Annotated in this window: 15 protein-coding genes and 1 pseudogene; 8 read left to right on the top strand and 8 right to left on the bottom strand. The window is 61.9% G+C overall.

The annotated features are described in order from the left end of the window. The first annotated feature begins 12 nt into the window (after positions 1-12). Positions 13-1,575 carry a phospholipase D family protein gene (locus tag ATY02_RS00070; protein WP_068577697.1) on the top strand — a complete coding sequence of 521 codons (1,563 nt, stop codon included), beginning with the start codon at positions 13-15 and terminating at the stop codon, positions 1,573-1,575. A gap of 3 nt (positions 1,576-1,578) precedes the next feature. Here the strand turns inward: ATY02_RS00070 and ATY02_RS00075 are convergent, their stop codons facing one another. Next, positions 1,579-2,730 carry an MFS transporter gene (locus tag ATY02_RS00075; RefSeq protein WP_068577692.1) on the bottom strand — a complete coding sequence of 384 codons (1,152 nt, stop codon included), beginning with the start codon at positions 2,728-2,730 and terminating at the stop codon, positions 1,579-1,581. A 122-nt stretch (positions 2,731-2,852) separates the two neighbouring features. Then, a complete protein-coding gene (locus ATY02_RS00080; RefSeq protein ID WP_068577690.1) occupies positions 2,853-4,346 on the bottom strand; it encodes an aldehyde dehydrogenase in 1,494 nt (497 codons plus the stop codon). 239 nt (positions 4,347-4,585) lie between these two features. On the opposite strand from ATY02_RS00080, the gene ATY02_RS00085 reads away from it, so the two are divergent. Continuing rightward, on the top strand, positions 4,586-4,948 hold the full coding sequence (locus tag ATY02_RS00085; RefSeq protein WP_068577689.1) for a cupin domain-containing protein: 363 nt from the start codon (positions 4,586-4,588) through the stop codon (positions 4,946-4,948). Between the two features lie 58 nt (positions 4,949-5,006). Here the strand turns inward: ATY02_RS00085 and rpmG are convergent, their stop codons facing one another. Together rpmG and rpmB are read right to left on the bottom strand one after the other, a co-directional pair. After that, positions 5,007-5,162 (bottom strand): 50S ribosomal protein L33, encoded by a 156-nt coding sequence (rpmG, locus tag ATY02_RS00090; RefSeq protein WP_003177274.1) that lies wholly within the window; start codon positions 5,160-5,162, stop codon positions 5,007-5,009. 11 nt (positions 5,163-5,173) lie between these two features. Continuing rightward, a complete protein-coding gene (gene rpmB, locus ATY02_RS00095) occupies positions 5,174-5,410 on the bottom strand; it encodes a 50S ribosomal protein L28 (protein WP_031320695.1) in 237 nt (78 codons plus the stop codon). 522 nt (positions 5,411-5,932) lie between these two features. On the opposite strand from rpmB, the gene ATY02_RS00100 reads away from it, so the two are divergent. Next, a complete protein-coding gene (locus ATY02_RS00100) occupies positions 5,933-7,516 on the top strand; it encodes an ABC transporter substrate-binding protein (protein WP_068577687.1) in 1,584 nt (527 codons plus the stop codon). Between the two features lie 48 nt (positions 7,517-7,564). Here ATY02_RS00100 and radC read toward each other — a convergent pair whose 3' ends face one another. Continuing rightward, the gene (radC, locus tag ATY02_RS00105) at positions 7,565-8,239 is read right to left on the bottom strand and encodes a RadC family protein (RefSeq protein WP_068577685.1); all 675 of its coding nucleotides are present in this window, start codon (positions 8,237-8,239) and stop codon (positions 7,565-7,567) included. A gap of 132 nt (positions 8,240-8,371) precedes the next feature. On the opposite strand from radC, the gene coaBC reads away from it, so the two are divergent. From coaBC to argB, 4 genes and pseudogenes are all read left to right on the top strand, one after another. Next, entirely contained in the window at positions 8,372-9,580 is a 1,209-nt protein-coding gene (gene coaBC, locus ATY02_RS00110; RefSeq protein ID WP_068577683.1) for a bifunctional phosphopantothenoylcysteine decarboxylase/phosphopantothenate--cysteine ligase CoaBC, read from the top strand. 5 nt (positions 9,581-9,585) lie between these two features. Further along, on the top strand, positions 9,586-10,041 hold the full coding sequence (gene dut / locus ATY02_RS00115) for a dUTP diphosphatase (protein WP_068577681.1): 456 nt from the start codon (positions 9,586-9,588) through the stop codon (positions 10,039-10,041). Positions 10,042-10,299: 258 nt separating this feature from the next. Next, a pseudogene (locus tag ATY02_RS00120) lies at positions 10,300-11,700 on the top strand (phosphomannomutase/phosphoglucomutase); the annotation flags it as partial. Positions 11,701-11,724: 24 nt separating this feature from the next. Beyond that, entirely contained in the window at positions 11,725-12,630 is a 906-nt protein-coding gene (gene argB / locus ATY02_RS00125) for an acetylglutamate kinase (protein WP_068577677.1), read from the top strand. 117 nt (positions 12,631-12,747) lie between these two features. On the opposite strand, the gene pyrE is transcribed toward argB, so the two are convergent. Continuing rightward, complete coding sequence (pyrE, locus tag ATY02_RS00130) at positions 12,748-13,392, bottom strand: orotate phosphoribosyltransferase (RefSeq protein WP_068577672.1); 645 nt, start codon at positions 13,390-13,392, stop codon at positions 12,748-12,750. 81 nt (positions 13,393-13,473) lie between these two features. On the opposite strand from pyrE, the gene ATY02_RS00135 reads away from it, so the two are divergent. Continuing rightward, complete coding sequence (locus tag ATY02_RS00135) at positions 13,474-14,253, top strand: exodeoxyribonuclease III (protein ID WP_011064227.1); 780 nt, start codon at positions 13,474-13,476, stop codon at positions 14,251-14,253. 62 nt (positions 14,254-14,315) lie between these two features. On the opposite strand, the gene ATY02_RS00140 is transcribed toward ATY02_RS00135, so the two are convergent. Continuing rightward, entirely contained in the window at positions 14,316-14,684 is a 369-nt protein-coding gene (locus ATY02_RS00140) for a DUF4870 domain-containing protein (protein ID WP_068577670.1), read from the bottom strand. Between the two features lie 28 nt (positions 14,685-14,712). Next, positions 14,713-15,435, bottom strand: a complete 723-nt coding sequence (rph, locus tag ATY02_RS00145; protein ID WP_022641842.1) for a ribonuclease PH — start codon at positions 15,433-15,435, stop codon at positions 14,713-14,715. Positions 15,436-15,616 lie beyond the last annotated feature (181 nt).

Here is a 15,616-nt window from a genome sequence, read left to right on the forward strand (position 1 = left end):
AGATGCCCCCACTTGAGCCCTAAACAGGCACTTCCCCTGCTCCTGCTGCTGGGCCTCCTGGCTGGCTGCGCCACCTCGCAGGTGCCGTACCGGCCCAGCCAGGTCCTGCCTGCCAATGACTCGGGCTTCGCCCAGTCGATCCGCGACCAGGCCGCCGCCCACCAGGGGCGCTCTGGCTTTCGCCTGCTTCCCAACAGCACCGAGGCCTTCATGGCCCGCGCCGAGCTGATCCGCAACGCGCAAAGCAGCCTCGACTTGCAGTACTACATCGTCCATGACGGCATCAGCACGCGGATGCTGGTGGACGAATTGCTCCAGGCTGCCGACCGCGGCGTGCGCATACGCATCCTGCTGGACGACACCACCAGCGACGGCCTGGACCAGATCATCGCCACCCTGGCCGCTCATCCACAGATCCAGATCCGCCTGTTCAACCCACTGCACCTGGGGCGCAGCACCGGCCTCACCCGGACCATGGGCCGCCTGTTCAACCTCTCGCAACAACACCGGCGGATGCACAACAAGCTATGGCTGGCCGATAACAGCGCGGCCATCGTCGGCGGACGCAACCTTGGAGACGAGTACTTCGACGCCGAGCCGAACCTGAACTTCACCGATATCGACATGCTCAGCATGGGGCCGGTGGCCGAACAGCTGGGCCACAGTTTCGACCAGTACTGGAACAGCGCCCTGAGCCGGCCGGTGGAAGAGTTCCTGTCCCATGCGCCCTCGGCACGCGAGCTGCGCAACACTCGCCTGCGCCTGGAGGAATCACTGCAGGACAGTCGCCGGCAAAACCAGGCCCTGTACCGCCAACTGATGACCTACCAGCGCCAACCCCGCATGCAGACCTGGCGCAAGGAACTGATCTGGGCCTGGAACCAAGCCCTGTGGGACGCTCCCACCAAGGTACTGGCCAAGGGCGACCCCGATCCGCACCTGCTGCTGACCACCCAGCTGGCACCGGAGCTCAAGGGTGTCAGCAAGGAACTGATCATGGTCTCGGCCTACTTCGTCCCCGGCCAGCCCGGGCTGGTGTACCTGACTGGGCGTGCCGACGCCGGGGTCTCGGTGAGCCTCCTGACCAACTCCCTGGAGGCGACCGACGTCCCCGTGGTCCATGGCGGCTACGCGCCCTATCGCAAGGCGCTGCTGGAGCACGGGGTGAAACTCTATGAACTGCGCCGTCAGCCCGGAGAGCGTGGCGGCAGCGGCCCACGACTGTTCCATGGCGTGCTGCATGGGTCCGACTCCAGCCTGCACAGCAAGGCGATGATCTTCGACCAGCGCAAGAGCTTCATCGGCTCATTCAATTTCGACCCGCGCTCGGTGCTGTGGAACACCGAGGTCGGGGTGCTGGTGGACAGCCCGGAGCTGGCCGGCCACGTCCGCGACCTGGCCCAGCAAGGGATGGCGCCGAGCCTGAGCTACGAGGTCAAGCTGGAAGACGGCAAGCTGACCTGGGTCACCGAGGACCAGGGCCGACTGCATAGCCTGGATCACGAACCCGGCAACTGGTGGCGCCGGATCAATGCCTGGCTGAGCACCCGCATCGGCCTGGAACGCATGCTGTAGTCGCTACAGGGCCTGTGCCTGGTGACTGCCGAAGGCGCCTTGTCGCAGCAGCAGGAGCAACAGCCCGAAGGCACCCGCCGCCACCAGCAGCATCATGGCATGGCCACTGACCCACTGGCTGCCCGCCCCCGCCACCAGCGGGCCGATCAGGCAGCCAATGCCCCAGAGCTGGGCCACATGGGCATTGGCCCGAACCAGGGCATCGTCACGATAGCGTTCGCCGATCAGGATCAACGAAAGGGTGAACAAACCTCCCGCGCTGGCCCCGAACAGCACCCACAGCGGCCAGATCAGCCAGCGGCTATCCAGTAACAGGGGAATGGCCAGGCTGGAGCACAGCAGGACCACCACGCAGCCGGTGAACAAGCCACGCCGCGACACTCGATCGGCCAGGGCCCCGATGGGCAACTGCAGCAGGGCATCGCCCACCACCACGGTACTGACCATGGCCAGGGCGATGTCCTGGCTGAAACCCTGGCTCAGGCAATACACCGGCAACAGGGTGAGAATCAGCGCTTCGAAGGTCGCGAACAGCGCCACTGCCCAGCCAATTGCCGGCAGCGTCTGGCAAAAGCGCCAGAGATCCACCAGGGTCACGCTGCATGATTCGGTGGCCGGTGCGCCGCTGCGACCCAGCAGGAGCAAGGGCGCCACCGCCAACAAGCCCACCGACACCCAGAAGCCGTAGTCATGCTCGGTACCCAGCACGCCCAACAGCAAGGGACCGGCCAGCTGGCTCAAGGCATAGCTGCTGCCATAGAGCGCGACCAGGCGCCCGCGCCATTGCTCCACCACCAGTTGGTTGATCCAGCTTTCCCCGAGCACGAAGATGATGGTCAGCACCATGCCCAGGACCAGGCGCAACACCAGCCATACCGGGTAGCTGGGTAGCAGCGCCAGCAGGCCGATGGACAAGGCTCCTGCCCACAAGCACAGGCGCATCAGGTTGGCGGTACCAAGACGAGCCGCCAGGCGACTGGAAACCTTCGCGCCGAGCAGCACCCCGATAGCCGGCATCGCCGCCACCACGCCGATGGCAAAAGGCCCATAGCCCCAGCCCTCCAACCGGAAGGACACCAGCGGCATGGTCATGCCCAGGGCCAGCCCTACGCTCAGGACGGCGGACAAAACGGCGAAATAGGTCGCCCAACGCATTTCCACGCTCCTGTGGATCATTGTTCTGCAAGGCATAGACAACACAGCCGGACTCCCCATGCGGAGAGTCCGGCTGCGCTGCGATCGATCGCCCCTTGAGGGGCGGGCTTACTGGCGAGGATTCAGAGCTTGATCCAGGTCGCCTTCAGCTCGGTGTACTTGTCGAAGGCATGCAGCGACTTGTCACGACCGTTGCCCGATTGCTTGAAGCCACCGAACGGCGCAGTCATGTCGCCACCGTCGTACTGGTTGACCCAGACACTACCGGCGCGCAAGGCACGAGCGGTCTGGTGGGCCTTGGAGATATTCGCGGTCCACACTGCGGCGGCCAACCCGTAAGGGGTATCGTTGGCGATCTGGATCGCCTCCTCCACCGTATCGAAGGCAATGACCGACAGCACCGGGCCGAAGATTTCTTCCTGGGCGATCTTCATCGCATTGCTGACACCGTCGAAGATCGTCGGCTCGACATAGGTGCCGCCGGTTTCTTCCAGGGTGCGCTTGCCACCGACCACCAGCTTGGCACCATCGGCATGACCGGCCTCGATGTAGGACAGCACGGTGTTCATCTGCTGGGTATCCACCAGCGCCCCGACATTGGTGGCCGGGTCCAGCGGGTTGCCCGGTTTCCAGCCCTTGAGGGCGTCGATTACCAGCGGCAGGAATTTGTCCTTGATGGAGCGCTCCACCAGCAGGCGGGAACCTGCGGTGCAGACTTCGCCCTGGTTGAAGGCGATGGCGCTGGCTGCCGACTCGGCGGCGGCCTGCAGGTCCGGGGCATCGGCGAACACGATGTTCGGGCTCTTGCCGCCCGCCTCGAGCCAGACGCGCTTCATGTTCGACTCGCCGGAGTAAACCAGCAGTTGCTTGGCGATCTTGGTGGAGCCGGTGAAAACCAGGGTATCCACGTCCATGTGCAGGGCCAGGGCTTTGCCGACGGTATGGCCGTAGCCTGGCAGCACGTTGAACACGCCGGCGGGAATCCCGGCTTCCACCGCCAGGGCGGCAATGCGGATCGCCGTCAGCGGTGACTTTTCCGACGGCTTGAGGATTATCGAGTTACCGGTGGACAGCGCAGGTCCCAGCTTCCAGCAGGCCATCATCAACGGGAAGTTCCACGGCACGATAGCGGCGACTACGCCCACCGGCTCGCGGGTGACCAGGCCCAGCTGATCATGGGGGGTTGCGGCGACTTCGTCATAGATCTTGTCGATGGCCTCGCCGCTCCAGCTCAGGGCCTGCGCCGCGCCGGGGACATCGATCTCCAGGGAGTCGGTGATGGGCTTGCCCATGTCCAGGGTCTCCAGGAGGGCCAGTTCCTGGGCATGTTGCTTGAGCAAACCGGCGAAACGGATCATCACCGACTTGCGCTTGGCCGGGGCCAGGCGTGACCAGACACCGGAGTTGAAGGTAGCGCGGGCGTTTTCCACTGCGCGCTGGGCGTCTGCCGCATCGCAGCTGGCGATGGTGGCCAGCACACGGCCGTCGACCGGGCTGATGCATTCGAACGTTTGATTGGAAGCGGATGCGGTGTATTCACCATTGATGTACGCGCGGCCTTCGATCTTCAGTTCACGGGCGCGTTGTTCCCAGTCGGCACGAGTCAGGGTGGTCATGCGAGTAGCCTCCTCTTATTTTGGATGCAAGCGCCGCGCATATGGCGCTGGCACTCTTGAAGAATTCTGCCCGGCCAGCCTGTTTTCGGCCCAAGGCACCCGCCACCCTAAACCAGCGGGACCTGCACTTTCAATATATTTGACAGAGCCCCGGCAAAGCGGATTGCTATGTGCATTTTAATAAACATAGACTCTGCCCTTCATAGCCACTCGCGCCGCAATCACGGGGGAATACAAGAATGAGCATCCACAACGTCGTCGACTTCAGCCAGGCCAACACCGAGGTCGAACGCTACCGGCCCGCCGCACAAAAAATCCTCAAGGGCGACCCCGAGCAAGCGGTGCTCAACCACTACGCCAGCCCCTGCGGCCAACTCAATGCAGGAGTCTGGGAAGGCGCCGTGGGCCAGTGGACGGTGGACTTCACCGAGCATGAGTACTGCGAGATCCTGCAGGGCGTATCGGTACTGCGCGACAGCGACGGCAATGCCAAGACCCTGCGCGCCGGCGATCGGTTCGTGATTCCGGCCGGCTTCAAGGGCACCTGGGAAGTGCTGGAGCCCTGCCGCAAGGTCTACGTGGCCTTCGAACAGAAAGCCTGAATCGCAGGCACAAAAAAACCCGCTTGAAGGCGGGTTTTTTTGTCAGAAGAAAAATCAATTACTTGATTTTGCCTTCTTTGTAGATCACGTGCTTACGAACAACCGGATCGTATTTCTTGATCTCGATTTTGTCCGGAGTAGTACGCTTGTTCTTGTCGGTAGTGTAGAAGTGACCAGTACCGGCGCTCGAGATCAAACGAATCAATTCACGCATGATTAGCTCCCTTAAACCTTGCCGCCATCGCGACGGATGTCGACCAGAACGGCGTCGATACCGCGCTTGTCGATGATACGCATGCCTTTGGCAGATACGCGCAGACGCACGAAACGTTTCTCGGACTCAACCCAGAAGCGGTGATGCTGCAGGTTCGGCAGGAAACGACGACGGGTTTTGTTGTTTGCGTGGGAAATGTTATTCCCAGTCACCGGACCCTTACCGGTAACTTGACAGACTCTAGACATGCCTCAGCCCTCTAAAACCACATGCCCAACCCGGCATGGGTTGGCCGCTTAATCTCTCAGTCATTTGGCGCCAGGCGCCGCGTTTCTTTAGGGTCTTACCGGCTACACCTACAAGTGCAAGGAACCGGGCCCCTAGAAAAGAGCGCTGCTTTATACCAGAAAGACCCAATAGCAACAACAGCCGTGGTGTTCTGGATGACGAAAAGTCCTGAATTTCTTGCGCCGGACGCTTGCGGCAAAGGCTACCGCAGAAAACTACCGCTCGTCGCTGAATAGTTTTCAGCATCCTCCAGCCCATCACAAAACCGGATCACCAGCGATACAACGCCTCCTGGAAGACCTTTCCGGCACAGCCAAAAGGCCTCGCGCGATCGCCTGGCCGCGGTCCTTGCACGACTGCGAACGACAGGGATCGGTGGCGGATGCAAAAGGAGATAGTCATTTCTCCACGAGGCCACTAGGGTAAGGCCATTCCAGACTGCACTCGCAGATGGGCTTTCGATCTGCACAAGGAACCCGACCATGCGTCTCGCCGCCCTCCCGCTCCTGCTCGCCCCTCTCCTGAGCCCACTGGCCCAGGCCGCCGCGCTGAGCGTCTGTACCGAAGCCAGCCCGGAAGGCTTCGACGTGGTGCAATACAACTCACTGACCACCACCAATGCTTCCGCCGACGTATTGATGAACCGCCTGGTGGAATTCGATGCCAGCAGCGGCAAGGTGGTCCCCAGCCTGGCCGACAGCTGGGAGATTTCCAGCGACGGCCTGACCTACGTGTTCAGGCTGCATCCAAAAGTGAAGTTCCATCGCACCGACTACTTCACCCCCAGCCGCGAACTCACCGCCGAGGACGTCAAGTTCAGCTTCGAACGGATGCTCGATCCGGCACAGCCGTGGCATCAGGTCGCCCAGAGCGGTTTTCCCCATGCGCAATCGCTGCAACTGCCCGGCCTGATCAGGAAGATCGACGCCCTGGACCCGTTGACGGTACGTTTCACCCTGGATCACGCCGACTCGACCTTCCTCGCCACCCTGAGCATGGGCTTTGCCTCTATCTATTCGGCCGAGTACGCCGACCAGTTGCTCAAGGCCGCCAGCCCAGAGAAGCTCAACAGCCAGCCCATCGGCACCGGCCCATTCATCTTCAGCCGGTTCCAGAAGGATGCGGCGATCCGCTACAGGGCCAACCGCGACTACTTTGCCGGCAAGCCCACCGTGGATTCGCTGATCTTCGCCATCACCCCGGATGCCAATGTGCGCCTGCAGAAACTGCGGCGCAACGAATGCCAGATCGCCTTGTCGCCAAAACCCCTGGACGTCCAGGCCGCCAGTACCGACCCGACCCTCAAGATAGAGCACACCGCTGCGTTCATGACGGCTTTCGTTGCCATCAATAGCCAGCACCCACCCCTGGACAAACCCGAAGTACGCCAGGCGATCAACCTGGCATTCGACAAGGCCAATTACCTCAAGGCGGTATTCGAAGGCACCGGCGAAGCGGCCAATGGTCCCTATCCGCCTAATACCTGGAGCTACGCCAAAGAGCTGCCCGGCTACGCCTTCGATCCAGAGAAGGCTCGCCAACTGCTGGCCAAGGCCGGCCTGAAGAGTGGGTTCCAGACCACTATCTGGACTCGCCCCTCTGGCAGCCTGCTCAACCCCAACCCGAGCCTGGGCGCGCAAATGCTGCAATCGGACCTGGCACAAGTGGGGATCCAGGCGGAAATCCGCGTGATCGAATGGGGCGAGCTGATCCGCCGGGCCAAGGCCGGCGAACACGACCTGCTGTTCATGGGCTGGGCCGGCGACAACGGCGACCCGGATAACTTCCTTTCGCCACAGTTCACCTGCGCGGCAGTCAAATCCGGCACCAACTTCGCCCGCTATTGCGACCAGAACCTGGACAAGTTGATCACCGCCGGCAAGACCACCAGCGAACAGGGCGTACGCAGCAAGCTGTACCAGCAGGCCCAGATCCAGATCCAGCAGCAGGCACTGTGGCTGCCCCTGGCCCACCCAACCGCCTTTGCCCTGACCCGCAAGCAGGTCCAGGGTTATCAGGTGAGCCCATTCGGCCGACAGGATTACTCCAAGATCAGCCTCCAGTGACTCCAGTCCGCCAGCGGCAGGCCCCTCAGCCCCGGGCTTGCCGCGCAGCTAGAGCCAGCCGTATTCGGCCATCGACAATGGATCGCCCTCACCGACGATGAAATGGTCCAGCACCCGCACATCGATAAGCTCCAGCGCCTGCTGCAAGCGCCGGGTCACGACCCGGTCGGCAGGGCTGGGGTCGGAGATACCCGACGGATGGTTGTGGCAAAGAATCACGGCTGCCGCGTTGTGGACCAGAGTGCGCTTGAGCACTTGTCGCGGATACACCGTCGTGCTGTCGATCGAACCCTGGAACAGGATTTCGAAAGCCAGGACCCGATGCCTGGTATCCAGGAACAGGCAACCGAATACTTCATGGGGCTCGTGCCTCAGCACCGACTTCAGGTAGTCGCGGACCACCAGCGGGTTCTCCAGTGCAGACTGCCGGTGCAGCTTCTCTGCCAAATGCCTTCGCGCCATCTCCAGCACGGCCTGTAACAAGGCATATTTGGCCGGCCCAAGCCCCAGCTGGCGAGTGAAGGTCCACTGGTCGGCCTCCAACAGGCTACGCAAGCTGCCAAAGCGCTGTAACAAATGCCGCGCCAGGTCGACCGCGCTTTTACCCGCGACCCCGGTACGCAGGAAGATCGCCAGTAACTCGGCATCGGAAAGACTGACCGCACCTTGCTCCAGAAGCCTTTCCCGCGGGCGCTCCGCCGCGGGCCAATCACGAATGCTCATCACACCTCCCTGTGCATGGCGCCGCTGTTCCACAGCGGACGCTGTGCTATCTTAGCCCCCTCTTTTTTGCGTGGTATTTCACCTGGGGAGGGGGCATGCCACGCAGCAATCATTGAACGGAAAGACAGGCTTATGCAGCGGCTGTATCGCAAACGCATCGTGCTCGGCATCGGTGGCGGCATTGCCGCCTACAAGAGCGCGGAGCTGGTTCGCCGACTCCTCGACCAGGGCGCCGAAGTGCGCGTGGTCATGACCCGGGGCGGCAGTGAATTCATCACACCACTGACCCTGCAGGCCCTCTCCGGGCACCCGGTCCACCTTGACCTGCTGGACCCGGCGGCCGAAGCCGCCATGGGACACATCGAGCTGGCCAAGTGGGCCGATCTCGTCCTGATCGCCCCCGCCACGGCCGACCTGATCGCTCGCCTGGCCCAGGGCATGGCCGACGACCTGCTGACCACCCTGGTCCTGGCCACCGACGCCACCGTGGCCATCGCCCCGGCGATGAACCAGGCCATGTGGCGCGACCCCGCCACCCAAGCCAACACCCAGCTCCTGCAAAGCCGCGGCCTGCGGGTGTTCGGCCCGGCCTCCGGGAGCCAGGCCTGTGGCGACGTCGGCCTGGGCCGCATGCTCGAGGCCAACGACCTCGCACTCTGCGCTGCCGACTGCTTCCAGCACCTGGCACTAACCGGCAAGCATGTACTGATCACTGCTGGTCCGACCCAGGAAAATATCGATCCGGTGCGCTACATCACCAACCATAGCTCAGGAAAAATGGGCTTCGCGTTGGCCGAGGCCGCTGTCGAGGCCGGTGCCCGAGTGACCTTGATCACCGGACCGGTCCACCTGCCCACCCCCGACAGGGTCACGCGGATCGACGTTGTCAGCGCTCGCGACATGCTCGCAGCCTGCGAGGCGGCCATCCCGTGCGATGTTTTCATCGCCTCTGCGGCGGTCGCGGATTACCGCCCAGAAGTCGTCGCCCCACAAAAATTGAAGAAAGACCCTACGAACGGCGATGGCCTACTACTACGAATGGTGCGCAATCCAGACATCCTGGCCACCATCGCCACCCGTCCGGACCGCCCGTTCAGTGTCGGCTTCGCCGCCGAGACCGAACACCTGCTCGACTACGCTGCACGCAAACTGAAGGACAAGAACCTCGACCTGATCGTCGCCAACGACGTGGCCAACCCGAGCATTGGCTTCAACAGCGAGGAAAACGCCTGCAGCGTGATTGACCGAGAGTTGCACGCAACCCTCTTCGCCCAGACCAGCAAAGGCAAGATTGCCCGCCAGCTGATCTCTTTCATCGCCGAACGGCTGAACCAGGTTTAACTCGCATGCACGCTTTACAAGCCAAGATCCTCGACCCACGCATCGGCAACGAATTCCCCCTGCCGCAGTACGCCACGCCAGGCTCCGCCGGCCTCGACCTGCGCGCCATGCTCAAGGAAGACACCGTACTGGAACCGGGCCAGACCTTGCTGATCCCTACTGGCCTGTCGGTGTACATCGGCGACCCGGGCCTGGCCGCCCTGATCCTGCCCCGCTCCGGCCTGGGCCACAAACACGGCATCGTACTGGGTAACCTCGTGGGCCTGATCGATTCGGACTACCAGGGCGAGTTGATGGTGTCCTGCTGGAACCGCGGTCAGAGCGCCTTCAACATCGCTGTCGGCGAACGCATCGCCCAACTGGTACTGGTACCTGTGGTCCAGGCCCATTTCGAGGTGGTCGAGGCATTTGACGAAAGCCAGCGCGGCGCCGGCGGCTTTGGCCATTCCGGCAGCCACTGATACAAGCCGCAGGCCGGGCCTCCTGCCCGGCCCGCCCCTCCACCAGGGAAGTTTCAGGATGAACGGTCGCCGGTTATCGCTGGCGACTTCGCGCCCTGCCCGCTCCAGTTCCGGCGTGATGGCACACCAGCCATAGCCCCCGGATGGCACTTTCGCAGTACGAACTCTATGCTGAAAACGCCGTCATACCCTTCAGTTTGAGCCTGCCGGCCTGTCCTTCCACGGCCGTACTGCACCCCTTCAGATGGAGCACCCTCAGTGATGAGCAACGCAGCCAAAGTCGCCCCGAAATTTCCCGACAGCATCTTTCGCGCCTACGACATCCGCGGTGTCGTACCGCAAACCCTGACCGCCGAAACCGCCTACTGGATCGGCCGCGCCATCGGCTCCCAGAGCCTGGCCCAGGGCGAGCCGAACGTCTGCGTAGGCCGCGATGGCCGCCTGTCCGGCCCGGAGCTGGTGGCACAACTGATCCAGGGCCTGCATGACAGCGGCTGCCACGTCAGCGATGTCGGCCTGGTTCCGACCCCTGCCCTGTATTACGCAGCCAACGTACTGGCCGGCAAGTCCGGGGTCATGCTCACCGGCAGCCACAACCCTTCGAACTACAACGGCTTCAAGATCGTCATAGCCGGCGACACCCTGGCCAATGAACAGATCCAGGCCCTGCACGAGCGCCTCAAGAGCAATAACCTGAGCAGCGCCCAAGGCAGCATCACCAAGGTGGACATCCTTCCACGCTACCTCGAGGAGATCACTCGGGACGTGAAGCTGGCTCGCCGCCTGAAGGTGGTGGTCGATTGCGGCAACGGCGCCGCAGGGGTCATCGCCCCGCAACTGATCGAAGCCCTGAACTGCGAAGTCATCCCACTGTTCTGTGATGTGGATGGCAACTTCCCCAACCACCACCCGGACCCGGGCAAGCCCGAGAACCTCGAGGACCTGATCGCCAAGGTCAAGGAAACCGGGGCCGACCTGGGCCTGGCCTTCGACGGCGATGGTGATCGCGTCGGTGTGGTCACCAACACCGGAAGCATTGTCTTCCCCGACCGTCTGCTGATGCTCTTCGCCAAGGATGTGGTGGCACGCAACCCGGACGCGGAGATCATCTTCGACGTCAAGTGCACCCGACGCCTGATTCCGTTGATCAAGGAATACGGCGGGCGCCCGCTAATGTGGAAGACCGGCCATTCGTTGATCAAGAAGAAAATGAAGCAGACCGGTGCCCTGCTGGCTGGCGAAATGAGCGGGCACGTGTTCTTCAAGGAGCGCTGGTTCGGCTTCGACGACGGCATCTACAGCGCAGCGCGCTTGCTGGAAATCCTCAGCAAGGAAAAAGCCTCTGCAGAAGAGCTGTTCGCGACCTTCCCGAACGATATTTCTACGCCGGAAATCAATATCCATGTGACCGAAGAGAGCAAATTCAGCATCATTGATGCCTTGCACGACGCGCAATGGGGCGAGGGAGCCAACCTGACCACCATTGACGGGGTGCGAGTCGACTATGCCAAGGGCTGGGGCCTGGTTCGCGCCTCCAATACCACCCCTGTGCTGGTGCTGCGCTTCGAGGCTGACAATGCAGCCGAACTGCAGCGGATTAAGGACGTGTTCCACGTCCAACTGAAACGTGTTGCACCTGATCTCCAACTACCGTTTTGATTGTTTGAAGCACCGGAGCCCTGAATGACCATCGAACGCGATGCCGCCGCCAATACCGCCAAGGTCCTATCCGAAGCGCTGCCTTATATTCGCCGCTATGTCGGCAAGACCCTGGTGATCAAGTACGGCGGCAACGCTATGGAAAGCGAGGAGCTGAAAACCGGCTTCGCCCGCGACATCGTGCTGATGAAGGCGGTCGGGATCAACCCGGTGGTAGTACATGGTGGCGGCCCGCAAATCGGTGATCTGCTCAAGCGCTTGTCGATCGAAAGCCACTTCGTCGATGGCATGCGCGTGACCGACGCGCAGACCATGGACGTGGTGGAGATGGTCCTCGGTGGCCAGGTGAACAAGGACATCGTCAACCTGATCAACCGCCATGGCGGCAGCGCCATTGGCTTGACCGGCAAGGATGCCGAGCTGATCCGGGCCAAGAAGCTCACCGTGACCCGCCAGACGCCTGAGATGACCACTGCGGAAATCATCGATATCGGTCATGTGGGTGAAGTGGTTGGAATCAACACCGACCTGCTGAACCTGCTGGTCAAGGGTGATTTCATCCCGGTGATCGCACCCATCGGCGTGGGCGCCAATGGCGAGTCCTACAACATCAACGCCGATCTTGTGGCCGGCAAGGTTGCCGAGGCACTGAAAGCTGAAAAGCTGATGCTGCTGACCAACATCGCCGGCCTGATGGACAAGTCGGGCAAGGTCCTGACCGGCCTGAGCACCCAGCAAGTGGACGAGCTGATCGCCGACGGCACCATCTACGGCGGCATGCTGCCGAAGATCCGCTGCGCACTGGAAGCCGTGCAGGGTGGCGTTGGCAGCTCGCTGATCATCGATGGGCGCGTACCCAACGCGATCCTGCTGGAAATCTTCACCGATACCGGTGTCGGCACCTTGATCAGCAATCGCAAGCGCCCTTAAGCACTGCAATAAAAAAGACCCCGCCTGGCTTGGCCTGGCGGGGTCTTTTTTTGCGCCTTCTACAGGAGCGGGGCTTGCCCTCGACATCGGCGTGCCAGGCAAGCCCGCCCCAGTACCTCAGACGCCGAATTGCGTGCGGTAGGCTTGCACCGCCGGCAGATGCTGCTTGAGCTGCGGGTCATCGGCCAGGAATTCCAGGACCTGGTTCAGGGAAACGATGCTGACTACCGGGATACCGAAGTCACGCTCGACTTCCTGGATCGCCGACAACTCGCCGTTACCACGCTCCTGGCGGTTCAGGGCGATCAGCACTCCCGCCGCCTTGGCGCCTTCCTGCGAGCCGATGATCTGCATCACTTCGCGAATGGCCGTGCCAGCAGTGATGACGTCATCGATGATCAGTACGTCGCCAGTCAACGGCGCACCGACGAGGCTACCGCCCTCGCCATGGGCCTTGGCTTCCTTGCGATTGAAGCACCAGGGCAGATCGCGCTGGTGATGCTCGGCCAGGGCAACGGCAGTGGCCGCAGCCAGGGGAATACCCTTGTAGGCTGGCCCGAACAGCACATCGAAGGAAATGCAGCTATCGACGATCGCCGCCGCATAGAAACGCCCCAGCTGGGCCAGGGCCGAACCGCTGTTGAACAGGCCGGCATTGAAGAAGTAAGGGCTGGTGCGCCCGGACTTCAGGGTGAACTCACCGAAGCGCAAAACCCCGCGATCGATGGCAAAACGAATGAAATCGCGCTGATACGCCTGCATGAAAAAACCCCAGATACCACGGATTTAGCTAATTAGGTAGAGCTCGGGTATCATACACGCACGTGATTTTTGGGGCCATTTATGCGGATCATCAGTGTGAACGTCAATGGTATTCAGGCTGCAGTCGAGCGTGGTTTGCTCAGTTGGCTGCAGGCACAGAATGCCGACGTCATCTGCCTGCAGGACACCCGCGCCTCCGCCTTTGAACTGGACGACCCAGCCTTCCAACTGGATGGCTACTTCCTTTATGCCTGCGATGCCGAAGTCCCTGCCCAAGGCGGTGTGGCTTTGTACTCGCGGTTGCAGCCGAAGGCGGTCATCAGCGGCCTCGGCTTCGAAACAGCCGATCGTTACGGGCGCTACCTGCAAGCCGATTTCGACAAGGTCAGCATCGCGACCTTGCTGCTTCCATCAGGGCAGAACGGCGATGAAGACTTGAACCAGAAGTTCAAGCTAATGGACGATTTCGCCCGTTATCTGGACAAGCAGCGGCGCAAGCGGCGCGAGTACATCTATTGTGGCTCGCTGTACGTGGCGCAACAGAAGCTGGATATCAAGAACTGGCGTGACAGCCAGCAGTCTCCGGGCTTCCTGGCGCCTGAACGCGCCTGGATGGACGAGATCATCGGCAACATGGGGTATGTCGACGCCCTGCGCGAAGTCAGCCGCGAAGGCGACCAGTACAGCTGGTGGCCGGATAACGAGCAAGCCGAGATGCTCAACCTGGGCTGGCGTTTCGACTACCAGCTGCTGACCCCCGGCCTGCGCCGCTTCGTACGTAGCGCGCGCCTGCCACGCCAGCCACGCTTCTCGCAGCACGCACCGCTGATCGTGGACTATGACTGGACGCTGACTATCTAAGCGTCCTTTCATCCCCCACAAAAAAGCCGACATCGCTGTCGGCTTTTTTGTGCTCGCTCGATCTATTTGACCAGGCGCCAGGTGAAGGGGTAGCGATAAGGTACGCCTTCACCGGCCTTGACCCCGCCGATAATGGTCAGCACCAGAGCGCCCAATGCCAGCAGGCCGAACAGGGCAAAGCCAATCAACACGAACATCAGCAGGAAGCAGACTGCCGAGGCAATGGCGACCGTCAGTTGGAAGTTCAACGCCTCCTTGCCCTGGGCATCGATGAAAGGATCGGTCTCGCGCTTCATCTGCCAGAGGATCAGCGGCCCGATCAGCGTGCCGAACGGAATCCACAGCCCCAGCAAGGCAGACAGGTGACAGAACATTGCCCATTGCCGAACCTCATGGCTCGGCGTAGGCAGCGGAAGTTGCTCATCACTCATAATGCTCTCCTTGCCATGGCCGCCTGGATCAATCGGCGAGGGCGGCCTGTTGCAGTTGGAAGATCTCAGTCATGCCTTGCTGGGCCAAGGCCAGCATCGCATTCAACTCGGCCGGCTGGAACGGTGCGCCTTCGGCAGTACCCTGCACCTCGATGAAACCACCGGTGCTGGTCATCACCACGTTAAGGTCGGTCTCGGCCGCCGAATCCTCAAGATAGTCCAGGTCCAGTACCGGCTCACCCTGGTACATGCCCACGGAAACCGCGGCGATCATTTGCTTGAGCGGGTCACCGCCCTTCAGGCCGCCACGCTTCTTGATCACTTTCAGGGCATCCACCAGGGCGACCATCGCGCCGGTGATGGAAGCGGTGCGGGTACCGCCATCGGCCTGGATCACATCGCAGTCGACATACAGGGTGATGTCGCCAAGCTTGGACATGTCCAGCGCAGCGCGCAGCGAACGACCGATCAGGCGCTGGATTTCGAGCGTCCGGCCACCTTGTTTGCCACGACTGGCTTCGCGCTGGTTACGCTCACCGGTCGAACGCGGCAGCATGCCGTACTCGGCAGTCAGCCAACCCTGGCCCTGACCCTTGAGAAAGCGCGGCACGCCATTCTCGACACTGACCGTGCAGATCACTTTGGTATCGCCAAACTCGACCAGTACGGAGCCCTCGGCGTGTTTGGTGTAGTTGCGGGTGATGCGGATCGAGCGGAGCTGATCGGCAGCGCGACCACTTGGACGTTTCATAGAGGAACACCTGTACGAGGACGGAAAACTGCCGAACATTATAAAGCCCGCGGCCGCACCAAGGCACACCAAAAACGGCCAAAGGCGCATTTGCCCCTGCAAAGCCCTGTCACGATGAACCATGACCATTATCTCTGCCAGGGTTTGGGGCCTCCGACCGCACTGCGCTACAATCCTGCGC

Source organism: Pseudomonas sp. BIOMIG1BAC (genome assembly GCF_001705995.2).
GTDB classification, from domain to species: domain Bacteria; phylum Pseudomonadota; class Gammaproteobacteria; order Pseudomonadales; family Pseudomonadaceae; genus Aquipseudomonas; species Aquipseudomonas sessilinigenes.